Annotated in this window: 17 protein-coding genes; 9 read left to right on the top strand and 8 right to left on the bottom strand. The window is 65.1% G+C overall.

Annotation, left to right across the window (positions count from 1 at the left end; all coding sequences use genetic code 11):
• The first annotated feature begins 37 nt into the window (after positions 1-37).
• Genes E8F20_RS18890 through E8F20_RS18870 form a run of 5 tightly spaced genes read left to right on the top strand, consistent with a single transcriptional unit; the run spans position 38 to position 3,995 of the window.
• The gene (locus tag E8F20_RS18890) at positions 38-766 is read left to right on the top strand and encodes an SURF1 family protein (protein WP_280285103.1); all 729 of its coding nucleotides are present in this window, start codon (positions 38-40) and stop codon (positions 764-766) included.
• The gene (locus E8F20_RS18885; RefSeq protein ID WP_280285102.1) at positions 741-1,322 is read left to right on the top strand and encodes a hypothetical protein; all 582 of its coding nucleotides are present in this window, start codon (positions 741-743) and stop codon (positions 1,320-1,322) included. Before E8F20_RS18890 ends, E8F20_RS18885 begins: the two co-directional genes overlap by 26 nt.
• A 37-nt stretch (positions 1,323-1,359) precedes the next feature.
• Complete coding sequence (locus E8F20_RS18880; protein WP_280285101.1) at positions 1,360-2,445, top strand: COX15/CtaA family protein; 1,086 nt, start codon at positions 1,360-1,362, stop codon at positions 2,443-2,445.
• Positions 2,446-2,457: 12 nt separating this feature from the next.
• Complete coding sequence (gene cyoE / locus E8F20_RS18875; protein ID WP_137822110.1) at positions 2,458-3,363, top strand: heme o synthase; 906 nt, start codon at positions 2,458-2,460, stop codon at positions 3,361-3,363.
• A complete protein-coding gene (locus E8F20_RS18870) occupies positions 3,360-3,995 on the top strand; it encodes an SCO family protein (RefSeq protein WP_280285100.1) in 636 nt (211 codons plus the stop codon). The genes cyoE and E8F20_RS18870 overlap by 4 nt, the downstream gene beginning before the upstream one ends.
• 127 nt (positions 3,996-4,122) lie before the next feature.
• Here the strand turns inward: E8F20_RS18870 and E8F20_RS18865 are convergent, their stop codons facing one another.
• From E8F20_RS18865 to E8F20_RS18850, 4 genes are all read right to left on the bottom strand, one after another.
• Positions 4,123-4,899, bottom strand: a complete 777-nt coding sequence (locus tag E8F20_RS18865; protein ID WP_028627073.1) for a MetQ/NlpA family ABC transporter substrate-binding protein — start codon at positions 4,897-4,899, stop codon at positions 4,123-4,125.
• A gap of 52 nt (positions 4,900-4,951) precedes the next feature.
• The gene (locus E8F20_RS18860) at positions 4,952-5,617 is read right to left on the bottom strand and encodes a methionine ABC transporter permease (protein ID WP_028627074.1); all 666 of its coding nucleotides are present in this window, start codon (positions 5,615-5,617) and stop codon (positions 4,952-4,954) included.
• Positions 5,617-6,624 carry a methionine ABC transporter ATP-binding protein gene (locus E8F20_RS18855; RefSeq protein WP_280285099.1) on the bottom strand — a complete coding sequence of 336 codons (1,008 nt, stop codon included), beginning with the start codon at positions 6,622-6,624 and terminating at the stop codon, positions 5,617-5,619. The genes E8F20_RS18860 and E8F20_RS18855 overlap by 1 nt, the downstream gene beginning before the upstream one ends.
• 164 nt (positions 6,625-6,788) lie before the next feature.
• On the bottom strand, positions 6,789-7,634 hold the full coding sequence (locus tag E8F20_RS18850; protein ID WP_280285098.1) for a PA5502 family lipoprotein: 846 nt from the start codon (positions 7,632-7,634) through the stop codon (positions 6,789-6,791).
• 200 nt (positions 7,635-7,834) lie between these two features.
• Between E8F20_RS18850 and E8F20_RS18845 the strand changes: the two genes are divergently transcribed.
• Positions 7,835-9,463: a GMC family oxidoreductase N-terminal domain-containing protein gene (locus tag E8F20_RS18845; protein WP_280285097.1), complete on the top strand. Its 1,629-nt coding sequence runs from the start codon at positions 7,835-7,837 to the stop codon at positions 9,461-9,463.
• Here E8F20_RS18845 and znuB read toward each other — a convergent pair.
• The 3 genes from znuB to E8F20_RS18830 are packed head-to-tail and all read right to left on the bottom strand — an operon-like array spanning position 9,435 to position 11,510.
• Positions 9,435-10,220 carry a zinc ABC transporter permease subunit ZnuB gene (gene znuB / locus E8F20_RS18840; protein ID WP_280285096.1) on the bottom strand — a complete coding sequence of 262 codons (786 nt, stop codon included), beginning with the start codon at positions 10,218-10,220 and terminating at the stop codon, positions 9,435-9,437. The genes E8F20_RS18845 and znuB overlap by 29 nt on opposite strands.
• A complete protein-coding gene (gene znuC, locus E8F20_RS18835; protein WP_280285095.1) occupies positions 10,213-11,013 on the bottom strand; it encodes a zinc ABC transporter ATP-binding protein ZnuC in 801 nt (266 codons plus the stop codon). The genes znuB and znuC overlap by 8 nt, the downstream gene beginning before the upstream one ends.
• Positions 11,010-11,510, bottom strand: coding sequence for a Fur family transcriptional regulator (locus E8F20_RS18830; protein WP_028627080.1), 501 nt, complete (start codon positions 11,508-11,510; stop codon positions 11,010-11,012). Before E8F20_RS18830 ends, znuC begins: the two co-directional genes overlap by 4 nt.
• On the opposite strand from E8F20_RS18830, the gene znuA reads away from it, so the two are divergent.
• From znuA to E8F20_RS18815, 3 genes are all read left to right on the top strand, one after another.
• Positions 11,509-12,492, top strand: a complete 984-nt coding sequence (gene znuA / locus E8F20_RS18825) for a zinc ABC transporter substrate-binding protein ZnuA (protein ID WP_280285094.1) — start codon at positions 11,509-11,511, stop codon at positions 12,490-12,492. The two genes, E8F20_RS18830 and znuA, sit on opposite strands and share 2 nt — an antisense overlap.
• 140 nt (positions 12,493-12,632) lie before the next feature.
• Positions 12,633-14,780 (top strand): adenosylcobalamin-dependent ribonucleoside-diphosphate reductase, encoded by a 2,148-nt coding sequence (locus E8F20_RS18820; RefSeq protein WP_280285093.1) that lies wholly within the window; start codon positions 12,633-12,635, stop codon positions 14,778-14,780.
• Positions 14,781-14,796: 16 nt separating this feature from the next.
• A complete protein-coding gene (locus E8F20_RS18815) occupies positions 14,797-15,483 on the top strand; it encodes an NrdJb (RefSeq protein ID WP_028627083.1) in 687 nt (228 codons plus the stop codon).
• Between the two features lie 60 nt (positions 15,484-15,543).
• Here the strand turns inward: E8F20_RS18815 and E8F20_RS18810 are convergent, their stop codons facing one another.
• On the bottom strand, positions 15,544-16,494 hold the full coding sequence (locus E8F20_RS18810) for a homoserine kinase (protein WP_280285092.1): 951 nt from the start codon (positions 16,492-16,494) through the stop codon (positions 15,544-15,546).
• Between the last annotated feature and the right edge of the window lie 3 nt (positions 16,495-16,497).

Below are 16,497 nucleotides of genomic sequence, written 5' to 3'. Positions count from 1 at the left end.
GTATAGCCAGCCCTGCTCAGCCTCACGGGGGGCGCTCGTGAGCGCCTTCCGACCCGGCCTGGTGCCCACCCTGGTGGTGCTGGCCCTGCTGCCGGTGTTGCTCGCGCTGGGCTTCTGGCAGCTCTCCCGCGCGGATGAGAAGCGCCAGCTTCTGGCTGCCGCCGATGCCCGCCGCATTGCCCCACCTGTCACGATCGAACACCTCCTCGCCAGCCCCGCTCCCGCCTACCTGCGTGTGCGCCTGCACGGCCATTTCGACGCAGCGCACAGCCTGTTTCTGGACAGCCGCATCCGCGACGGCAAGGCCGGCATCGAGTTGCTGCAACCCTTTCAGGACAGCACGAGCGGGCAATGGCTCCTGGTCAACCGTGGCTGGCTGCCCTGGCCGGACCGCCGCGTGGCGCCAGCCTTCACTACCCCCGCAGGCGAGCTGGAACTCGTTGCCTGGGCCTACGTACCGCCGGGCGCTGCCTTCGAACTCAAACATCTCGAAACGGCCGGCTGGCCGCAACTGATCAGCCAGGTGGATACCGCGGATCTCTGGCAGCACCTCGGTCGCAGCGGACTGCCCCTGGAGCTGCGCCTGGAAGAAGGCACGGCGGCTTACCGCACCGACTGGGCGGTGGTCGCCATGGGGCCGGAAAAACACCTCGGCTACGCCGTGCAGTGGTTCGCCCTGACGGCGGCCCTGTTCGGCCTTTTCATCTATTTCGGATTGCGCAAAGGACGGGAGAACAACAATGAACCCAGCACTCGCCATGCCTGAGGCGGCACCGCCGCGCCGTCGTGGGCGGATTCAACTGCTGCTGATCCTGATGGTGGTGATCGGCCCGATGATGCTTGCCACCGCCATGTACAAGTTCAGCTTCTGGGTGCCGGAAGGCCGCAGCTATCACGGCGTCCTGATTGGCAATGGACAGACGCTGGCCGACCTCGGCGTGCAGGACGCGGCGCCGCAGGAAACCTGGCAACTGCTGGTGACCGCTCCGGCCGGCTGCGAGGCCGATTGCCAGGCGTTGGTCTATGCCGCGCGGCAAATCCATATCGGCCTGGGTCGCGAGGCCTCCCGCGCCAGCCACGCCCTGGCCGTTACCGGATTGCCAGCGGACTACGCCGATAAGCTCAAGCAGGAATACCCACAGCTCAAGCGCTATGGCCTGGATGCCGGCGCCTACGGCAAGAGCACCGAGAACCTTGGCGGCGCCTTGCTGTGGATAGTCGACCCCCACGGCAACCTGGTCCTGCGCTACGACGGCACCACGAAGGGAAAGCAGATTCTCAACGACCTGCGCCACCTGCTGAAGCTGTCCAATATCGGTTGAACGATCCCTTTCACTGGAAAGGTGAGGAGCAGTTGCTGTGGATAAGTACAAGAGCCTGCCCGGATTCCGCCTCGCGCTGTTCGCCACCCTGCTGGCGGTTGTGGTCGTGCTACTGGGCGCCTACACCCGCCTGACCCATGCCGGCCTCGGTTGCCCGGATTGGCCCGGCTGCTACGGCTTCATCGCCGTGCCGCAGACCGAAGCCCAATTGGCCCACGCCGAAGCCAACTTCCCCTATGCACCGGTGGAAGCCGACAAGGGCTGGAACGAAATGGTCCATCGCTATTTCGCCGGTACCCTGGGACTGGTGATCCTCGGCCTTGCCGTTCATGCCGTGCGCCAGCGTGGTCAGGACGGACAGCCACTGAAGTTGCCGTTGCTGCTAGTGGGCGTGGTGATCGCACAGGCCGCGTTCGGCATGTGGACGGTGACCCTCCAGCTTTGGCCCCAGGTCGTCACTGCGCATCTGTTGGGCGGTTTCACCACCCTGTCGCTGTTGTTGCTGCTCTGTCTGCGGCTGTCCAACGCCTTTCCCGCAGTCGAACTGCCGTCCCGACTGCGGCACTGGGCAGCCTTGGGGCTGGTGCTGGTGATCGGACAGATCGCGCTGGGCGGCTGGGTCAGCTCCAACTATGCAGCGGTAGCCTGCGTCGACCTGCCCACCTGCCACGGGGAGTGGTGGCCAACGATGGACTTCGCCAATGGCTTCCACCTGACTCAGCACATCGGCCCCAACTACCTGGGCGGCCAGCTCGACAGTGACGCCCGCACCGCCATTCACATGACTCACCGCTTGGGTGCGCTGGCCGTGACCCTCGTGTTGCTGGGCGTTGCCTGGCAACTCCATCGCAACGGACTGTCGCGACTGTCCGGACTGCTGCTGGCGGCACTCTGCCTGCAGGTGGGGCTGGGCATCAGCAACGTGCTGTTCCATCTGCCGCTGCCGGTGGCCGTCGCCCACAACGGCGGCGGCGCCCTGTTGCTGCTGGTGCTGGTTTCAGTGAATTACCGGGTGCGCCACCCGGCTCTTTCAGTAGGAGCGAGCTCTGCTCGCGAACGCGAGATTGCCGGGGGTTCGCGAGCAGAGCTCGCTCCTACGGCGATCACTTCGCACAGTAAATAAGGAGAACACGCCATGGCCACACTGCTCAGCCAAGGACACAGCCAGGCCCACGCCAGTTGGCGCGACTACCTGGAGCTGACCAAGCCCAAGGTAGTGGTGCTGATGCTGATCACCTCGCTGGTGGGCATGTTCCTCGCCACGCGCGCCGGCGTGCCCTGGACGGTGCTGCTGTTCGGCAACCTCGGCATCGGCCTCTGCGCGGGGGCTGCAGCGGCGGTCAACCATGTGGTGGACCGACGCATCGATTCGATCATGGCGCGGACGCTGAAGCGCCCGGTGGTGAATGGGCGTGTCTCGCCGGTCGCGGCCCTGGCGTTCGCCTTTATCCTGGCGCTCGTCGGCCAGGCCCTGCTGCTGGCCTTCACCAACGAGCTGACGGCCTGGCTCACCCTGGCTTCGCTGGTGGGTTATGCGGTGCTCTACACCGGCTTCCTCAAACGCGCCACGCCACAGAACATCGTGATCGGCGGCCTGGCCGGCGCCGCACCGCCGCTGCTCGGCTGGGTAGCGGTCACTGGGCACCTGTCCGCCGAACCGCTGCTGCTGGTACTGATCATCTTCGCCTGGACCCCGCCGCACTTCTGGGCGCTCGCCATTCATCGCAAAGAGGAATACGCCAAGGCCGATATCCCGATGCTGCCGGTGACCCACGGTGAGCACTACACCAAGGTGCACATCCTGCTCTATACGCTGGTGATGTTCGCGGTGAGCCTGCTGCCCTACGCCATCCACATGAGCGGCGTGCTCTATCTGGTTTGCGCGGTGGCCCTGGGTGCGCGCTTCCTGCAATGGGCCTGGGTGCTGTACCGTGACAGCAGACCGCACGCCGCGATCAAGACCTTCAAGTACTCTATCGCCTACCTCTTCCTGCTGTTCATCGCCCTGCTGGTGGACCACTACCTGATGCTGAACCTATGACTCGAATCCAGAAAACCGTCTTCGTCCTCGTCGCCCTGGTTGCCGTGGTGCTCGGCCTCACCGTGCACAAAGTCCTGACCAGCCAGGCTCAGGCCGACCCGACCAAGTTGCTCGATGCCGGCATCGTCCTGCTGCCGCAGAGCCGCACCCTGCCGGCGCTGGAAATGACCAACCAGGACGGTGAAAAGATGCGCGTCGACCAGTTCAAGGACAAGTGGAGCCTGGTGTTCTTCGGCTACACCTTCTGCCCGGACATCTGCCCCACCACGCTGGCGCAAATGCGCGAACTCAAGGGCCTGCTGCCGGAGGCGGCGCGCAACAACCTGCAGATTATCCTCGTCAGCGTCGACCCCAACCGCGACACGCCGCAGCAGCTCAAGCAGTACCTGGGCTACTTTGACCCGGCCTTCATCGGCCTGACCGCCGACCTGCCGACCCTGCAGAAACTCTCCAATGCGGTAAGCATCCCCTTCATCCCGGCTGACACCAGCAAGGAAAACTACACCGTGGACCACAGCGGCAACCTGGTGGTCCTGGGGCCTGACGGTACCCAGCGCGGCTTCATTCGCTCGCCGCTGAACAACCAGAAGCTCAAGGAGCAACTGCCGGGGCTGGTGACGCCGAAGGGCTGAGCTCGGGGCCGCCTCGCAGCCCTTGGCGAATGAACTCGCCCCTACAGGTGGCGCTGCCCACCGATACCTCGACACCCACAAAAAAGCCCGCTCAATCGAGCGGGCTTTTTCATTCAGCGCGAAGTGATCAGAACGCCGGCACTACGGCGCCCTTGTACTTCTCTTCGATGAACTTCTTCACCTCAGGGCTGTTCAGGGCCTTGGCCAGTTTCTGCATGTCGGCGCTGGCCTTGTTGTCCTCGCGGGCAACCAGGATGTTCACGTAGGGCGAGTCGCTGCCTTCGATCACCAGGGCGTCCTTGGTGGGGTTCAGCTTGGCTTCCAGGGCGTAGTTGGTGTTGATCAGCGCCAGGTCAACCTGGTTGAGCACGCGCGGCAGGGTCGCGGCTTCCAGTTCGCGGACCTTGATGCCCTTCGGGTTCTCGAGAATGTCCTTCGGGGTGGCGGTGATGCTGGTGTTGTCCTTCAGCTTGATCACGCCGGCCTTGTCCAGCAGCAGCAGGGCACGGCCGCCATTGGTGGCGTCGTTGGGGATGACCACCTGGGCACCTTCAGGCAGTTCGGCCAGGGATTTCACCTTGCTGGAGTAAGCGCCGAAGGGCTCGACGTGCACACCTACCACGGAGACCAGTTTCACCTTGGTCTGACGGGCCTTGTTGAACTCGTCGAGGTAGGGCTGGTGCTGGAAGAAGTTGGCGTCCAGGCGGCCTTCGGCGACCTGTACGTTGGGCTGTACATAGTCGGTGAAGACTTTCACCTGCAGGTCCACGCCTTCTTTGGCCAACTGCGGCTTGATGAATTCGAGGATCTCCGCGTGGGGCACCGGGGTGGCGGCGACTTTCAGGGTGTCGGCCTGGGCGGAGAGGGCGGTCAGGGCGGCGAAGGCCACCAGCAGTTTCTTCATGAGCGGCTCCTTGTGGGAAGTCATTTGGCGGCGCGGTCGGCGCCGGCCTGGGTCATTTACGAGAGAAGTGCACCACCAGCTTGTCGCCGACGGTTTGCAGGATTTGTACGAGCACCAGCAGCAGGATCACGGTGACGACCATCACGTCGGTCTGGAAACGCTGGTAGCCGAAGCGGATGGCCAGGTCGCCCAGGCCTCCCGCGCCGACCACGCCCGCCATCGCGGTGTAGGACACCAGGGTGATGGCCGTGACGGTAATGGCGGCGAAGATGCCCGGCCGCGCTTCCGGTAGCAGCGCGTTGACGATGATCTGCCGGGTGGTGGCGCCCATCGCCTGGGTGGCTTCGAGGATGCCGCGGTCCACCTCGCGCAGGGCGGTTTCCACCAGGCGCGCGAAGAACGGTGTGGCACCGACCACCAGCGGCGGGATCGCGCCGGCAACGCCCAGGGAGGTGCCGGTGATGAACACGGTGAAGGGAATCATCACGATCAGCAGGATGATGAAGGGCAGCGAGCGCAGCACGTTGACCAGCAGCGACAGCAGACCGTACACGGCCTTCTGTTCGAACAGCTGGCGCGGTCCGGTGAGGAACAGCAGCACGCCCAGCGGCAGGCCGAGCAGCACGGTGAACAGCAGCGAGCCGCCCAGCATCAGGAAGGTGTCGACGGTGGCGAGCCAGATTTCGTACCAGTCGATATTGGCGAGCAGGGCGTCCATCAGCGCAGGATCTCCAGGTGCACGTCGGCCTCGCGGAAGCAGACGAGCGCGGCGTCAATATCGCCGCCGGTCAGGGCCAGGGTCAGTTGGCCGTAGGGGGTGTCCTTGATGCGGTCGATGCGCCCGGCAAGGATGCTGTAGTCAACGCCGGTCTGGCGCGCGACGGTGCCCAGCAGCGGGGAGTAGGTAGCCTCGCCGCGGAAGGTCAGGCGCAGGATGCGGCCGGCGACGTGGGCGAAGTCATCGCGCTGCTCACCCTCGTCTACTTGCTCGTCCTCGAGCACGAAGCGCTGGGTGGTGGCGTGCCGGGGATGCAGGAACACATCGGCCACCGCACCTTGCTCGACGATCACGCCGCCGTCCATGACTGCCACGCGGTCGCAGACCCGACGGATCACATCCATCTCGTGGGTGATGAGGACGATGGTGAGTTTCAGTTCCCGGTTGATCTCGGCCAGCAGCTGAAGAACCGAGGCGGTGGTCTGCGGGTCGAGGGCGCTGGTGGCCTCGTCGCAGAGCAGGATCTTCGGCTGGGTAGCCAGGGCGCGGGCGATGCCGACGCGCTGCTTCTGGCCGCCGGAAAGCTGTGCCGGGTACTTGCGCGCATGGTCGCTGAGGCCGACGCGGGCGAGCAGTTCCGCGACGCGGCGATCGATCTCGCTGCGCGACAGTTCGCCGGCCAGCTTGAGTGGCAGGGCGACGTTCTCGGCCACGGTCTTGGACGACAGCAGGTTGAAGTGCTGGAAGATCATCCCAACGCGCTGGCGGAAGCGGCGCAGGCCTTCGCTGTCGAGGGTGGTGATGTCTTCGCCATCGATGACGATGCGACCGCCGGAAGGTTCTTCCAGACGGTTGATCAAGCGCAGCAGGGTGCTCTTGCCGGCGCCCGAATGGCCGATCAGGCCGAACACTTCGCCACTCTGGATGGTCAGGTCGGTCGGCTGCAGGGCTGGGATTTCGCGGCCTTCGACGCGGTACGCCTTGTGGACGTTATGAAATTCGATCACTGCGGAAACCTTGTGGGTTCGTCGTTAGCCGGATCGGCTAAAAACCGGCAAGTTTACCTGTTGGCACATAGGCACAGAAAATCTTTCTGGACCTATGGCTATAGCAATAGGGAATAAGCGACAGGCGGACCTTGTGCAGTCTAGTCGCAGCCTCGCAGCGGTGTTCAGTGGCGGGGGCTGAGTACCAGGCGAGGTACCTGATCGGGCTTCAGGGCCTGGCTGTACTGCGCCTTGAAGCCGGGGTCGAGTTTCTTCACCCGTGCCGACAACAGGGCGGCGACCCAGGGATAGTCCTTGGCCTCGCGCACCTGAATCTGCACGGCGCAATCGTGAGCGACGATATCGGCGGCCACACCATCCAGCAGGCGACGCAGGTTCTCGTTGTCGTCACGGTCGAATTGCGGCAGTTCTACCTGCGGCGTTAGGGCGCGCAGCGGCTTGGCGGCCTGGACGAGGGGTTTCTCACCCTCGGGGGCGTTGGGCAGTGTGGTGTTCGCCTGGATGGCGGCGGCCTGGCGCTCGGCGGCTTCGCGCAGTTGCCGGGCCTGCTCCAGGCGTGCCGCATTTTCCTTGGCGGTTGCGGCCTCGGCGGCGCGACGGGTTTCCTCGGCACGGGATTCGGCCGCTTCACGGGCCTTGTCGAGGGCGCCGTCCAGGCTGGTGGCCAAGGCGGGAGCATGGGGCAGGAGGCTGCGGGCATGGCTGAGCGCCTTGGCGGCAGTGTCCAGGTCGCCTTGCTGCAAAGCGACCTGGCCACGCTTCAGCCAGGCTTCGGCAAGCTGACGCTGGTACTGCTCGAGGCGAGTATCGCCAGCGGCGGCGCTTTCCAGGCCCTTGAGGCGGCCTTCGGCCTCGGTGAGCTTGTCTTCGGACAGGTCCTGGTCAAGTTGGCGGAAGCTGCTAACCAGTTCGTCCGTTGGTACGTCGGCCACTTGCTGGGCGGTCTGGCAGGCAGCCAGCAGCAGGGAAAAGGCGACAACAGGCAGGCAACGAGTGGCGAACAGCGTCATTCCGGCGGGTCTCTGATTGCTCAAAAAACGCGCGATTCTACACGGCGGCGCTGCTCAGGACAAAAAGTAGGGGCAAATCGGCCGCGAGGATGGCATTTCTGGAGGCATCTGACCGGTCTTGCGGACCTTTCTCGGCTCCTGTCCGGCCTGGAGTTGCTGCAAGATGGCTGGCCATAACGACAGGAACGGCGAGGAGTGCCATGTACCCAGTCCACCAGGAATTCGACTACCTCATCGTCGGCGCCGGCCCGGCCGGCTGCCTGTTGGCCAATCGGCTCTCGGCCGATCCGAGCGTGCGCGTATTGCTGCTGGAGGCTGGCGGTCGCGACAGCTATCCCTGGATTCATATCCCGGTCGGCTACCTCTATTGCATCGGCAACCCGCGCACCGACTGGTGCTTTCGCACTGAGGCCGAACCCGGCCTGCACGGTCGCAGCCTGGGCTACCCGCGTGGACGGGTGCTGGGCGGCAGTTCCTCGATCAACGGGATGATCTACATGCGCGGCCAGGCCGCCGACTACGACCGCTGGGCCGAGCTGGGCAATCAAGGCTGGAGCTGGGACGACGTGCTGCCATTGTTCCGCAAGAGCGAGAACCACTTCGCCGGCGCCAGTGCGTTCCACAACGACACCGGCGAATGGCGAGTGGAGCGCCAGCGGCTGTCGTGGGAAATCCTCGATGCGTTCCGCCAGGCCGCCGGTGAATGCGGCATCGCCCCAGTGGAAGACTTCAACACCGGTGACAACCAGGGCTGTGGCTATTTCCAGGTCAACCAGCGCAGCGGCGTGCGTTGGAACGCATCCAAGGCGTTCCTGCGGCCGGTCCTGCAGCGACCGAACCTGACGGTTCGGACGGGTGTCGAGGTGCATCGCCTGTTGCTGGAGCAAGGCCGCGCGGTGGGTGTGTCGGGACGCTGGGAGGGTCTGCAGCAGGAGTTTCGCGCGAGGCGAGAGGTGATTCTCTGTGCCGGCGCGGTCGGCTCGCCCATGCTGCTGCAACGTTCAGGGATCGGCCCCAGGCCATTGCTGGAGCGCCTCGGTGTCGGCGTGCGACATGAACTGGCCGGCGTGGGTGGCAACCTGCAGGACCACTTGCAGCTTCGGCTGATCTTCAAGGTGTCTGGCGTGCCAACCCTGAACCAGATGGCGGGCAGCCTGTGGGGCAAGCTGGGCATGGGGCTGCGTTATCTGGCCAGCCGCAGCGGGCCGCTGGCCATGGCGCCGAGCCAGTTGGGTGCCTTCGTTCGCTCAGGTCCGGAGCAGACGCGGGCGAACCTCGAGTACCACGTGCAGCCGTTGTCCCTGGAGCGCTTCGGTGAGCCGCTGCACCCTTTCCCGGCTTTCACCGCTTCGGTGTGCAACCTGCGTCCACAGAGTCGCGGACGGGTGGATATACGTTCCGTCGATTCCAAGGCTCCGCCGCTGATCCAGCCCAACTACCTGAGTCACGTCGAGGATCTGCGCGTGGCCGCCGACGCCATCCGCCTGACCCGGCGCATTTCAGCCGCGCCGGCCCTGGCGCGCTATCGGCCGGAAGAGTACCTGCCAGGTTCGGCGCTGCAGAGCGAAAAGGAGCTGTATGAGGCCGCGGGCCAGATCGGCACCACCATCTTCCACCCGGTGGGCACCTGCCGCATGGGCCAGGGGCGGGAGGCCGTGGTGGACGCCGAACTGAAGGTGCACGGGGTGCCGGGATTGCGCATCGCCGATGCCTCGGTGATGCCGGAGATCGTCTCCGGCAACACCTGCTCACCGACGCTGATGATCGCGGAGAAGGCCGCGTCCCTGGTGCTTGCCGACCTCAGGCGCGTCGCGGCAAGGCAAAGCTGAAGAGGAACAGGCTGGCGGCGGAAACCACGATGGACGGGCCGGCCGGCGTGTCCTTGAACCAAGACAGCGCGAGGCCGGCGCATACGGCCACCAGGCCCAGCAGGCTGGCACCCAGGGCCATCTGTTCGGGGCTGCGGGCGTGGCGTTGGGCCGCCGCTGCCGGAATGATCAGCAATGAGGTGATCAGCAGTACGCCGACGATCTTCATGGCCACGGCGATGACGATGGCGATCAGCAGCATCAGGCCAAGACGGATCGCCGCCACTGGCAGGCCCTCGACCCGCGCCAGTTCCTCATGCACGGTGATCGCCAGCAACGGCCGCCACATGGGGATCAGCACCAGCAGCACCAGTGCACTGCCGCCGAGAATCCAGTAGAGGTCGGTGCGGCTCACTGCCAGCAAGTCGCCGAACAGGTAGGCCATCAGGTCGATGCGCACGTCGCTCATGAAGCTCAGCACCACCAGGCCGAGTGACAGCGTGCTGTGAGCGAGGATGCCCAGCAGGGTGTCTGAGGCAAGCGGCTGGCGCTGTTGCAGGGTCACCAGCAACAGGGCAAGCAACACGCAGCCGACGGTTACGGCCAGGGTCGGGCTGACGTCCAGCATCAGTCCGAGGGCCACGCCGAGCAGCGCCGCGTGGGACAAGGTGTCGCCGAAATAGGCCATGCGCCGCCAGACCACGAAGGAACCGAGGGGGCCAGCCACAAGGGCCAGGGCGAGGCCGGCGAGCAGGGCGTTGAGCAGGAAATCAGCCATGGTTGCAGTCGGGGCCGTGCTTGTGGACGGGAGTGAAACGGGTGCCGCTGGGGAAGGGGGTCTTCACCACTTCGCCATGCAGGTCGTGGGCATGGTCGTGATGGTGGTGGTAGACGGCCAGGCTCTTGGCATCCTGGCCGAACAACTCGACGAAGGCCGGATCGAAGCTGACCTGTTCCGGGTGGCCGGAGCAGCAGACGTGGCGGTTCAGGCAGACCACCTGGTCGGTGGTGCTCATCACCAGGTGCAGGTCGTGGGAGACCATCAGCACGCCGCAGCCGTGGCGGTCGCGCAGGCGGGTGATCAGGCGGTAGAGCTCGGCCTGGCCGGCGACGTCGACGCCCTGCACCGGCTCGTCCAGCACCAGCAGTTCAGGCTCGCGCAGCAGGGCGCGGGCCAGCAGTACGCGCTGCAGCTCGCCGCCGGAGATGGTTTGCAGCGGGCTGTCGATGACCTGGGTGGCGCCGACTTCGTCCAGGGCCGCGAGCGCCTTCGTGCGGTCCACGCCCGGCACCAGGCGCAGGAAGCGCAGTACAGTCAGAGGCAGCGTCGCGTCCACCTGGAGCTTCTGCGGCATGTAGCCGATATGCAGGCGCGGTTTGCGCCAGACGTCGCCGCTATCGGGCTTGAGCAGGCCGAGCACGGTGCGTACCAGGGTAGTCTTGCCAGCGCCGTTAGGGCCGATCAGGGTGACGATCTCCCCTGCCTTCACCGCCAGGTGAACGTCCTGCAGCACCGGCTGGCCGGCGAAGTCGACGCCGACCTTGTCCAGGCGGATCAGCACATCGCTCATGCGGCCACCTGGCAGCTGGCGCAGAGGCCGACAACCTCCACGGTCTGGCCTTCGACGACGAAGCCGACGGATTTGGCGCTGTCGACGATGGCCTGGCTGATGCTGGATTGCTCCAGCTCGATGGCGGTCTGGCAGTTACGGCAGATGAGGAACTGGCCCTGGTGGGCATCGCCCGGATGGTTGCAGCCGACGAAGGCGTTGAGCGAGGCGATGCGGTGTACCAGGCCATTCTCCAGCAGGAAGTCCAGGGCACGGTAAACGGTGGGCGGCGCCGCGCGGCGACCGTCTTCTTCAGCCAGCACGCCGAGAATGTCGTAGGCACCCAGTGGCTTGTGGCTCTGCCAGACCAGTTCCAGCACCCGTTTGCGCAGGGTTGTCAGGCGCAGGCCCTCGCGGCTGCAGATGGCATCGGCTTCGGCCAGGGCATTGGACACGCAATGGGAGTGGTCGTGGGGGCGGCAGGCCAGGGGAGCTTTCACGCTGATCGGCTTGAGCATGGTGGCGGCGACGTTTGGGGAAAGAGACGTTATTCTATTACTCTTTTGCCGCCGAGTCTGTGCCGTGTACCGTCTCTTCGTCTCCCTGTTCCTCAGCGCTTGCGCCCTGTCGGCCCAGGCCGACGTGCGCCTGCTGACCAGCATCAAACCGCTGCAACTGATCGCCGCCGCCGTGCAGGATGGCGCCGGCCAGCCCGACGTGCTGTTGCCCCCCGGCGCCTCGCCGCACCAGTACGCCTTGCGCCCATCCGACGTACGTCGGGTACGCGAGGCGGATCTGTTCTACTGGGTTGGCCCGGACCTGGAAGGCTTCCTGCCTCGAGTGCTGCAGGGGCGCGACAAGCCCAACGTAGTGCTGCAGGAGCTTCCTGGCATGCAACTACGCCACTTCGAGGCCCCTCACGACGAGCATGAAGAGGAGGGCCACGATGAACACGAGCATGACCATGACCACCGTCCAGGCTCCCTGGATGCCCACCTCTGGTTGCTGCCGGCCAATGCCCGGGTGATCGCCGCGCGCATGGCCGCCGATCTTGCGGCTGCCGATCCAGCCAACACCGCCCGCTACCAGGCCAACCTGAAAGCATTCGAAAGCCGCCTCGACCAGCTCGACGCCCGCCTCAAGGCACGCATGGCCAAGGTTTCCAGTAAGCCGTTCTTCGTCTTCCACGAAGCCTTCGACTACTTCGAGGCAGCCTATGGCCTGCGCCATACCGGCGTGTTCAGCGTGGCCAGTGAAGTGCAGCCCGGCGCCCGCCATGTCGCCGCCATGCGTGAACGCCTGCAAAAAGCCGGTCCGAGCTGCGTGTTCAGCGAACCGCCAGTGCGCCCGCGCCTCGCCGACACCCTGACCGCCGGCCTGCAAGTGCGCTTGGCCGAGCTGGATGCCCTGGGCATGAATGCACCGGTCGCCGCCAATGGTTACGAGACCCTGTTGCAGAACCTCGGCGATGGCCTCGCCGGTTGCCTGGAAGCGTTGTAATCGCTCCAGGGCCTACGTTGAGTGGGTGGTCGGCAGTGCCTGCTAAGGTGAAAGAGGGGCCGCGGGCCGCATTGATGCGAATCAGCGGCCGGCATTCGTGGTCAGACTAGTCTGGACTCTTCATTGAAGGAGGGCAGCGGATGGCCAGGACGGGAGCGCCCAAGCAGGTCCAGGGCAGCCATGGCATCGCCTTGCAGGCGGCCTCGGAGGATATCTGGGACAGCAAGTACCGCCTCAAGCACAAGGACGGTACGCCGATCGATCTCACCCCGGACGCCACCTGGCAGCGCGTGGCTCGTGCGCTGTCCGAGGTGGAGGCCGACACCGCGGCTCGCGAGCATTGGTACGAACGCTTCCTCTGGGCCCTGCGCAACGGCGCCATTCCTGCCGGAAGAATCATCTCCAATGCCGGCGCCCAGGACATCAAACCCGCCACCTCGACTATCAACTGCACGGTTTCCGGCACCATCCGCGACTCCATGGATGACATCCTCGGCAAGGTCCACGAAGCCGGGTTGACCCTCAAGGCCGGCTGCGGCATCGGCTACGAGTTCAGCACCTTGCGCCCGCATGGCGCGTTCGTTTCCGGGGCTGGCGCGCAGACCAGCGGGCCGCTGTCCTTCATGGATATCTACGACAAGATGTGCTTCACCGTGAGCTCAGCCGGCGGCCGCCGCGGCGCGCAGATGGGCACCTTCGACGTTTGCCACCCGGACGTGCGCGAGTTCATTCGCGCCAAGCGAGAGGATGGCCGCCTGCGCCAGTTCAACCTCAGCCTGCTGGTCAGCGACGCGTTCATGCATGCGGTGGAGAACGACACTGAATGGCCCCTGCTCTACCCGGTACACCCCAAGGAGCGTGATGAGCTGGACTTCAGCGACTCCGCCCAGGTGATCTGGCGCGACTGGCCGGTGCACGACGGCTACATCACCCGCGAGGACGGCCTGGTGGCCTGCAAGGTCTACGGTCGTGTCCAGGCCCGGCACCTGTGGGACATGATCATGGTCTCCACCTACGATTTCGCGGAGCCAGGCTTCATCCTCATCGACCGGGTCAACGCGCTGAACAACAACTGGTGGTGCGAGGCGATCCGCGCGACCAACCCTTGCGGCGAACAACCCCTGCCACCCTATGGCTCCTGCCTGCTCGGCTCGATCAATCTCACGGCTTTCGTCGAAGAGCCCTTCAGCGAAGACGCCCATTTCGACTGGGAGCGTTTCCGCGCCGTGGTGCGGGTGTTCACCCGGATGCTCGACAACGTGGTCGAGATCAATGGCCTGCCGCTGGAGCAACAGCGCGCAGAGATCCTTGGCAAGCGTCGTCATGGCATGGGTTTCCTTGGCCTGGGCTCTGCCCTGGCGCTGCTCAGGTTGCGCTATGGCAGCACCGAGGCCTGTGTGTTTACCGAAGAGGTTGCGCGGGAGATGGCCCTGGCCGGTTGGCAGGTCGCCCTGGAGCTGGCCCGGGAGAAAGGCCCGGCCCCCGTCCTGGCCCGGGACTATGACGTGACCGTCGCCATGCTGCGCAAACGTCCGGAGATGGTGGACGACGGGTACCGGGTCGGGGATCGGGTGCCCGGCCGCATCCTTCATGCCCGCTATTCCCGCTATATGCAGCGCATCGCCGAGCATGCGCCAGAGCTGGTGGCCGAGCTGGCGGAGGTGGGCGCGCGCTTCACCCATCACAGCTCAATCGCGCCCACCGGGACCATCAGCCTGAGCCTGGCGAACAACGCCTCCAACGGCATCGAGCCGAGCTACGCCCATCAGTATTCACGCAACCTGATCCGCCCCGGGCGCAAGACCAAGGAGAAGATCGAGGTGCGCAGCTACGAGCTGCTGGCGTACCGCGCACTGGTCAACAGCCAGGCGCGGCCCGATGCCGAGCATTCGGCGCAGCGCCTGCCGGACTATTTCGTCAGCGCCGACGACATCAGCCCAGCCGAGCACGTAGAAATGCAGGCGGCGGCGCAGAAGTGGATCGACTCCTCCATTTCCAAGACCGCCAACGTGCCCACGGATTTTCCCTTCGAAGACTTCAAGGACATCTACCTCCAGGCCTGGCGACAGGGCCTCAAGGGGTGCACCACCTTCCGCTTCAATCCAGCCGCCTTCCAGGGCGTACTGGTGAAAGATGCGGACCTGGAAAGGACCGTCTACCGCTTCGAGCTGGAGGACGGCACCCAGGTGGAGCTGCGCGGTAACGAAGAAGTGGAGTACGACGGCGAAGTGCATACCGCCGCCAATCTCTTCGAGGCGTTGAAGGAAGGCTATTACGGCAAGTACTGAACGGTCGGAGGCCGCCATGACCATCAAGATCGAGAAGAAGATCAAGGGCTTCAGCCTGGTGGACCTGGACCAGGAAAAGGCCCGCAAGGCCGCCGAGGAAGCGGCCGCCGTGGTGCAGATGGACGAGACCCTGCAACGCCCGGAGACCTTGGTCGGCGCCACCTACAAGATCAAGTCGCCGCTGTTCGAGCACGCGCTCTACGTGACCATCAATGACATCGTGCTCAACCCGGGCACTGCCTTCGAGCAGCGCCGGCCCTTCGAGATATTCATCAACTCCAAGGGCATGGAGCACTTCCAGTGGATAGTCGCACTCACCCGCATCATGTCGGCGGTGTTTCGCAAGGGCGGCGATTGCACCTTCCTGGTGGAAGAACTGAAGGCCGTGTTCGATCCGCGTGGCGGCTACCTCAAGCGTGGAGGCGTCTATATGCCGTCGCTGGTGGCCGAGATCGGTGCCGTGCTGGAGCGCCACCTGGTGGCCATCGGCCTGATGGAAGGCCAGAAGCTGGACGAGGAGCACAAGCTCTACCTCGCCGAAAAGCGCGCCGCCTACGAAGCCAGCCTGGGCACCTCCACCGCCGAGCCGGGCGAGGGTTTCCCGCCCGGCGCCCAGCTCTGCGGAAAATGCAGCACACAGGCGGTGGTGCAGATGGATGGTTGCGCCACCTGCCTCAACTGCGGGCATTCCAAATGTGGGTGAGCCTGGAACCTTGTCGGGGCGAATGAATTCGCCCCTACGAAACGCGAATCCGACCCGGCGTTAGAGCGCAAACGGCAGCGGCAGCTCGACCTTCTGCCGGTGCGCCAGCCGCATCTGGAACACATTGGGATCGTGGATCAGCACGTCCTGTCCGGCGAAGGTGTTGGCGGCGATCAGGCGGGACAGCCAGAAACGCACGCAGGCGATGCGCAGTGCCGTTGGCCAGAGTTCGGCTTCGGCGGCGGTGAACGGCCGCAGTGCGGCATAGGCGCCGAGCAGGGCGCGGGCGCGGGGGGCGTCGAGACGACCGTCGGCGTCCGAGCACCAGTCGTTCAGGCAAATTGCAAGGTCATAGAGCATGGGCCCTGCGCATGCGTTGTAGAAGTCGATAACCCCGGACAGGTGGGTGCCGTCGAACAGCGCGTTGTCCTTGAACAGGTCGGCGTGCAGGTTGGCGCGTGGCAGGGCGAGGAAGCGCTGCTTCACCTCGGCAATTTCCTTCAGCGCATCGCGCAGCAGCGGCAGCGCGTGCTCGTCCAGTTGCAATGCCAGCGACGGGCCTTCATTGAGCATCCAGTCCAGTCCGCGATCGCTCTTGCGCTCCAGCACCTGCTCGCGGGTGGCCAGGTGCAGGCGCGCCAACAGGCTGCCGACTTCCGCGCAGTGATGGGCATTGGGCTGGTGCACATGCTTACCCGGCAGGCGCGGTTGCAACAACGCCGGCTTGCCTGCCAGCTCACGCAGGGCTTCACCGCTTTCCGTACGCAGGGCGAAGGGCACTGGCAGGTTCGCGTCGTGAAGCACGTCAAGCAGTTCGATGAAGAACGGCAGGTCATGGCTCGGCCCGCGCTCAACCAGCGTGAGCACGTATTCACCCTGTTCCAGGCTGACGAAGAAGTTACTGTTCTCGGAGCCTTCGGCAATGCCCTGGAAATCCTTCAGCCGGCCCAGCCCGTAAGGGGCGAGGAAAGCTTCCAGTTCCGGACGTTCGAGTGGGGTGAATACGGACATTGG

The sequence above is a fragment of the Pseudomonas sp. BN415 genome (genome assembly GCF_029871195.1).
Classification (GTDB): Bacteria; Pseudomonadota; Gammaproteobacteria; order Pseudomonadales; family Pseudomonadaceae; genus Metapseudomonas; species Metapseudomonas resinovorans.
Note: the sequence above shows the minus strand (reverse complement) of the source record. Positions and strands in the feature narration are given on the sequence as shown.

Bases quoted from the DNA above. Each gene is read 5' to 3' on its own strand.
- E8F20_RS18885 (WP_280285102.1), top strand. From the start codon at position 741: ATGAACCCAGCACTCGCCATGCCTGAGGCGGCACCGCCGCGCCGTCGT.
- cyoE (WP_137822110.1), top strand. From the start codon at position 2,458: ATGGCCACACTGCTCAGCCAAGGACACAGCCAGGCCCACGCCAGTTGG.
- E8F20_RS18870 (WP_280285100.1), top strand. From the start codon at position 3,360: ATGACTCGAATCCAGAAAACCGTCTTCGTCCTCGTCGCCCTGGTTGCC.
- E8F20_RS18865 (WP_028627073.1), bottom strand. From the start codon at position 4,899: ATGAAGAAACTGCTGGTGGCCTTCGCCGCCCTGACCGCCCTCTCCGCC.
- E8F20_RS18860 (WP_028627074.1), bottom strand. From the start codon at position 5,617: ATGGACGCCCTGCTCGCCAATATCGACTGGTACGAAATCTGGCTCGCC.
- E8F20_RS18850 (WP_280285098.1), bottom strand. From the start codon at position 7,634: ATGACGCTGTTCGCCACTCGTTGCCTGCCTGTTGTCGCCTTTTCCCTG.
- E8F20_RS18845 (WP_280285097.1), top strand. From the start codon at position 7,835: ATGTACCCAGTCCACCAGGAATTCGACTACCTCATCGTCGGCGCCGGC.
- znuB (WP_280285096.1), bottom strand. From the start codon at position 10,220: ATGGCTGATTTCCTGCTCAACGCCCTGCTCGCCGGCCTCGCCCTGGCC.
- znuC (WP_280285095.1), bottom strand. From the start codon at position 11,013: ATGAGCGATGTGCTGATCCGCCTGGACAAGGTCGGCGTCGACTTCGCC.
- znuA (WP_280285094.1), top strand. From the start codon at position 11,509: ATGGTGGCGGCGACGTTTGGGGAAAGAGACGTTATTCTATTACTCTTT.
- E8F20_RS18830 (WP_028627080.1), bottom strand. From the start codon at position 11,510: ATGCTCAAGCCGATCAGCGTGAAAGCTCCCCTGGCCTGCCGCCCCCAC.
- E8F20_RS18820 (WP_280285093.1), top strand. From the start codon at position 12,633: ATGGCCAGGACGGGAGCGCCCAAGCAGGTCCAGGGCAGCCATGGCATC.
- E8F20_RS18815 (WP_028627083.1), top strand. From the start codon at position 14,797: ATGACCATCAAGATCGAGAAGAAGATCAAGGGCTTCAGCCTGGTGGAC.
- E8F20_RS18810 (WP_280285092.1), bottom strand. From the start codon at position 16,494: ATGTCCGTATTCACCCCACTCGAACGTCCGGAACTGGAAGCTTTCCTC.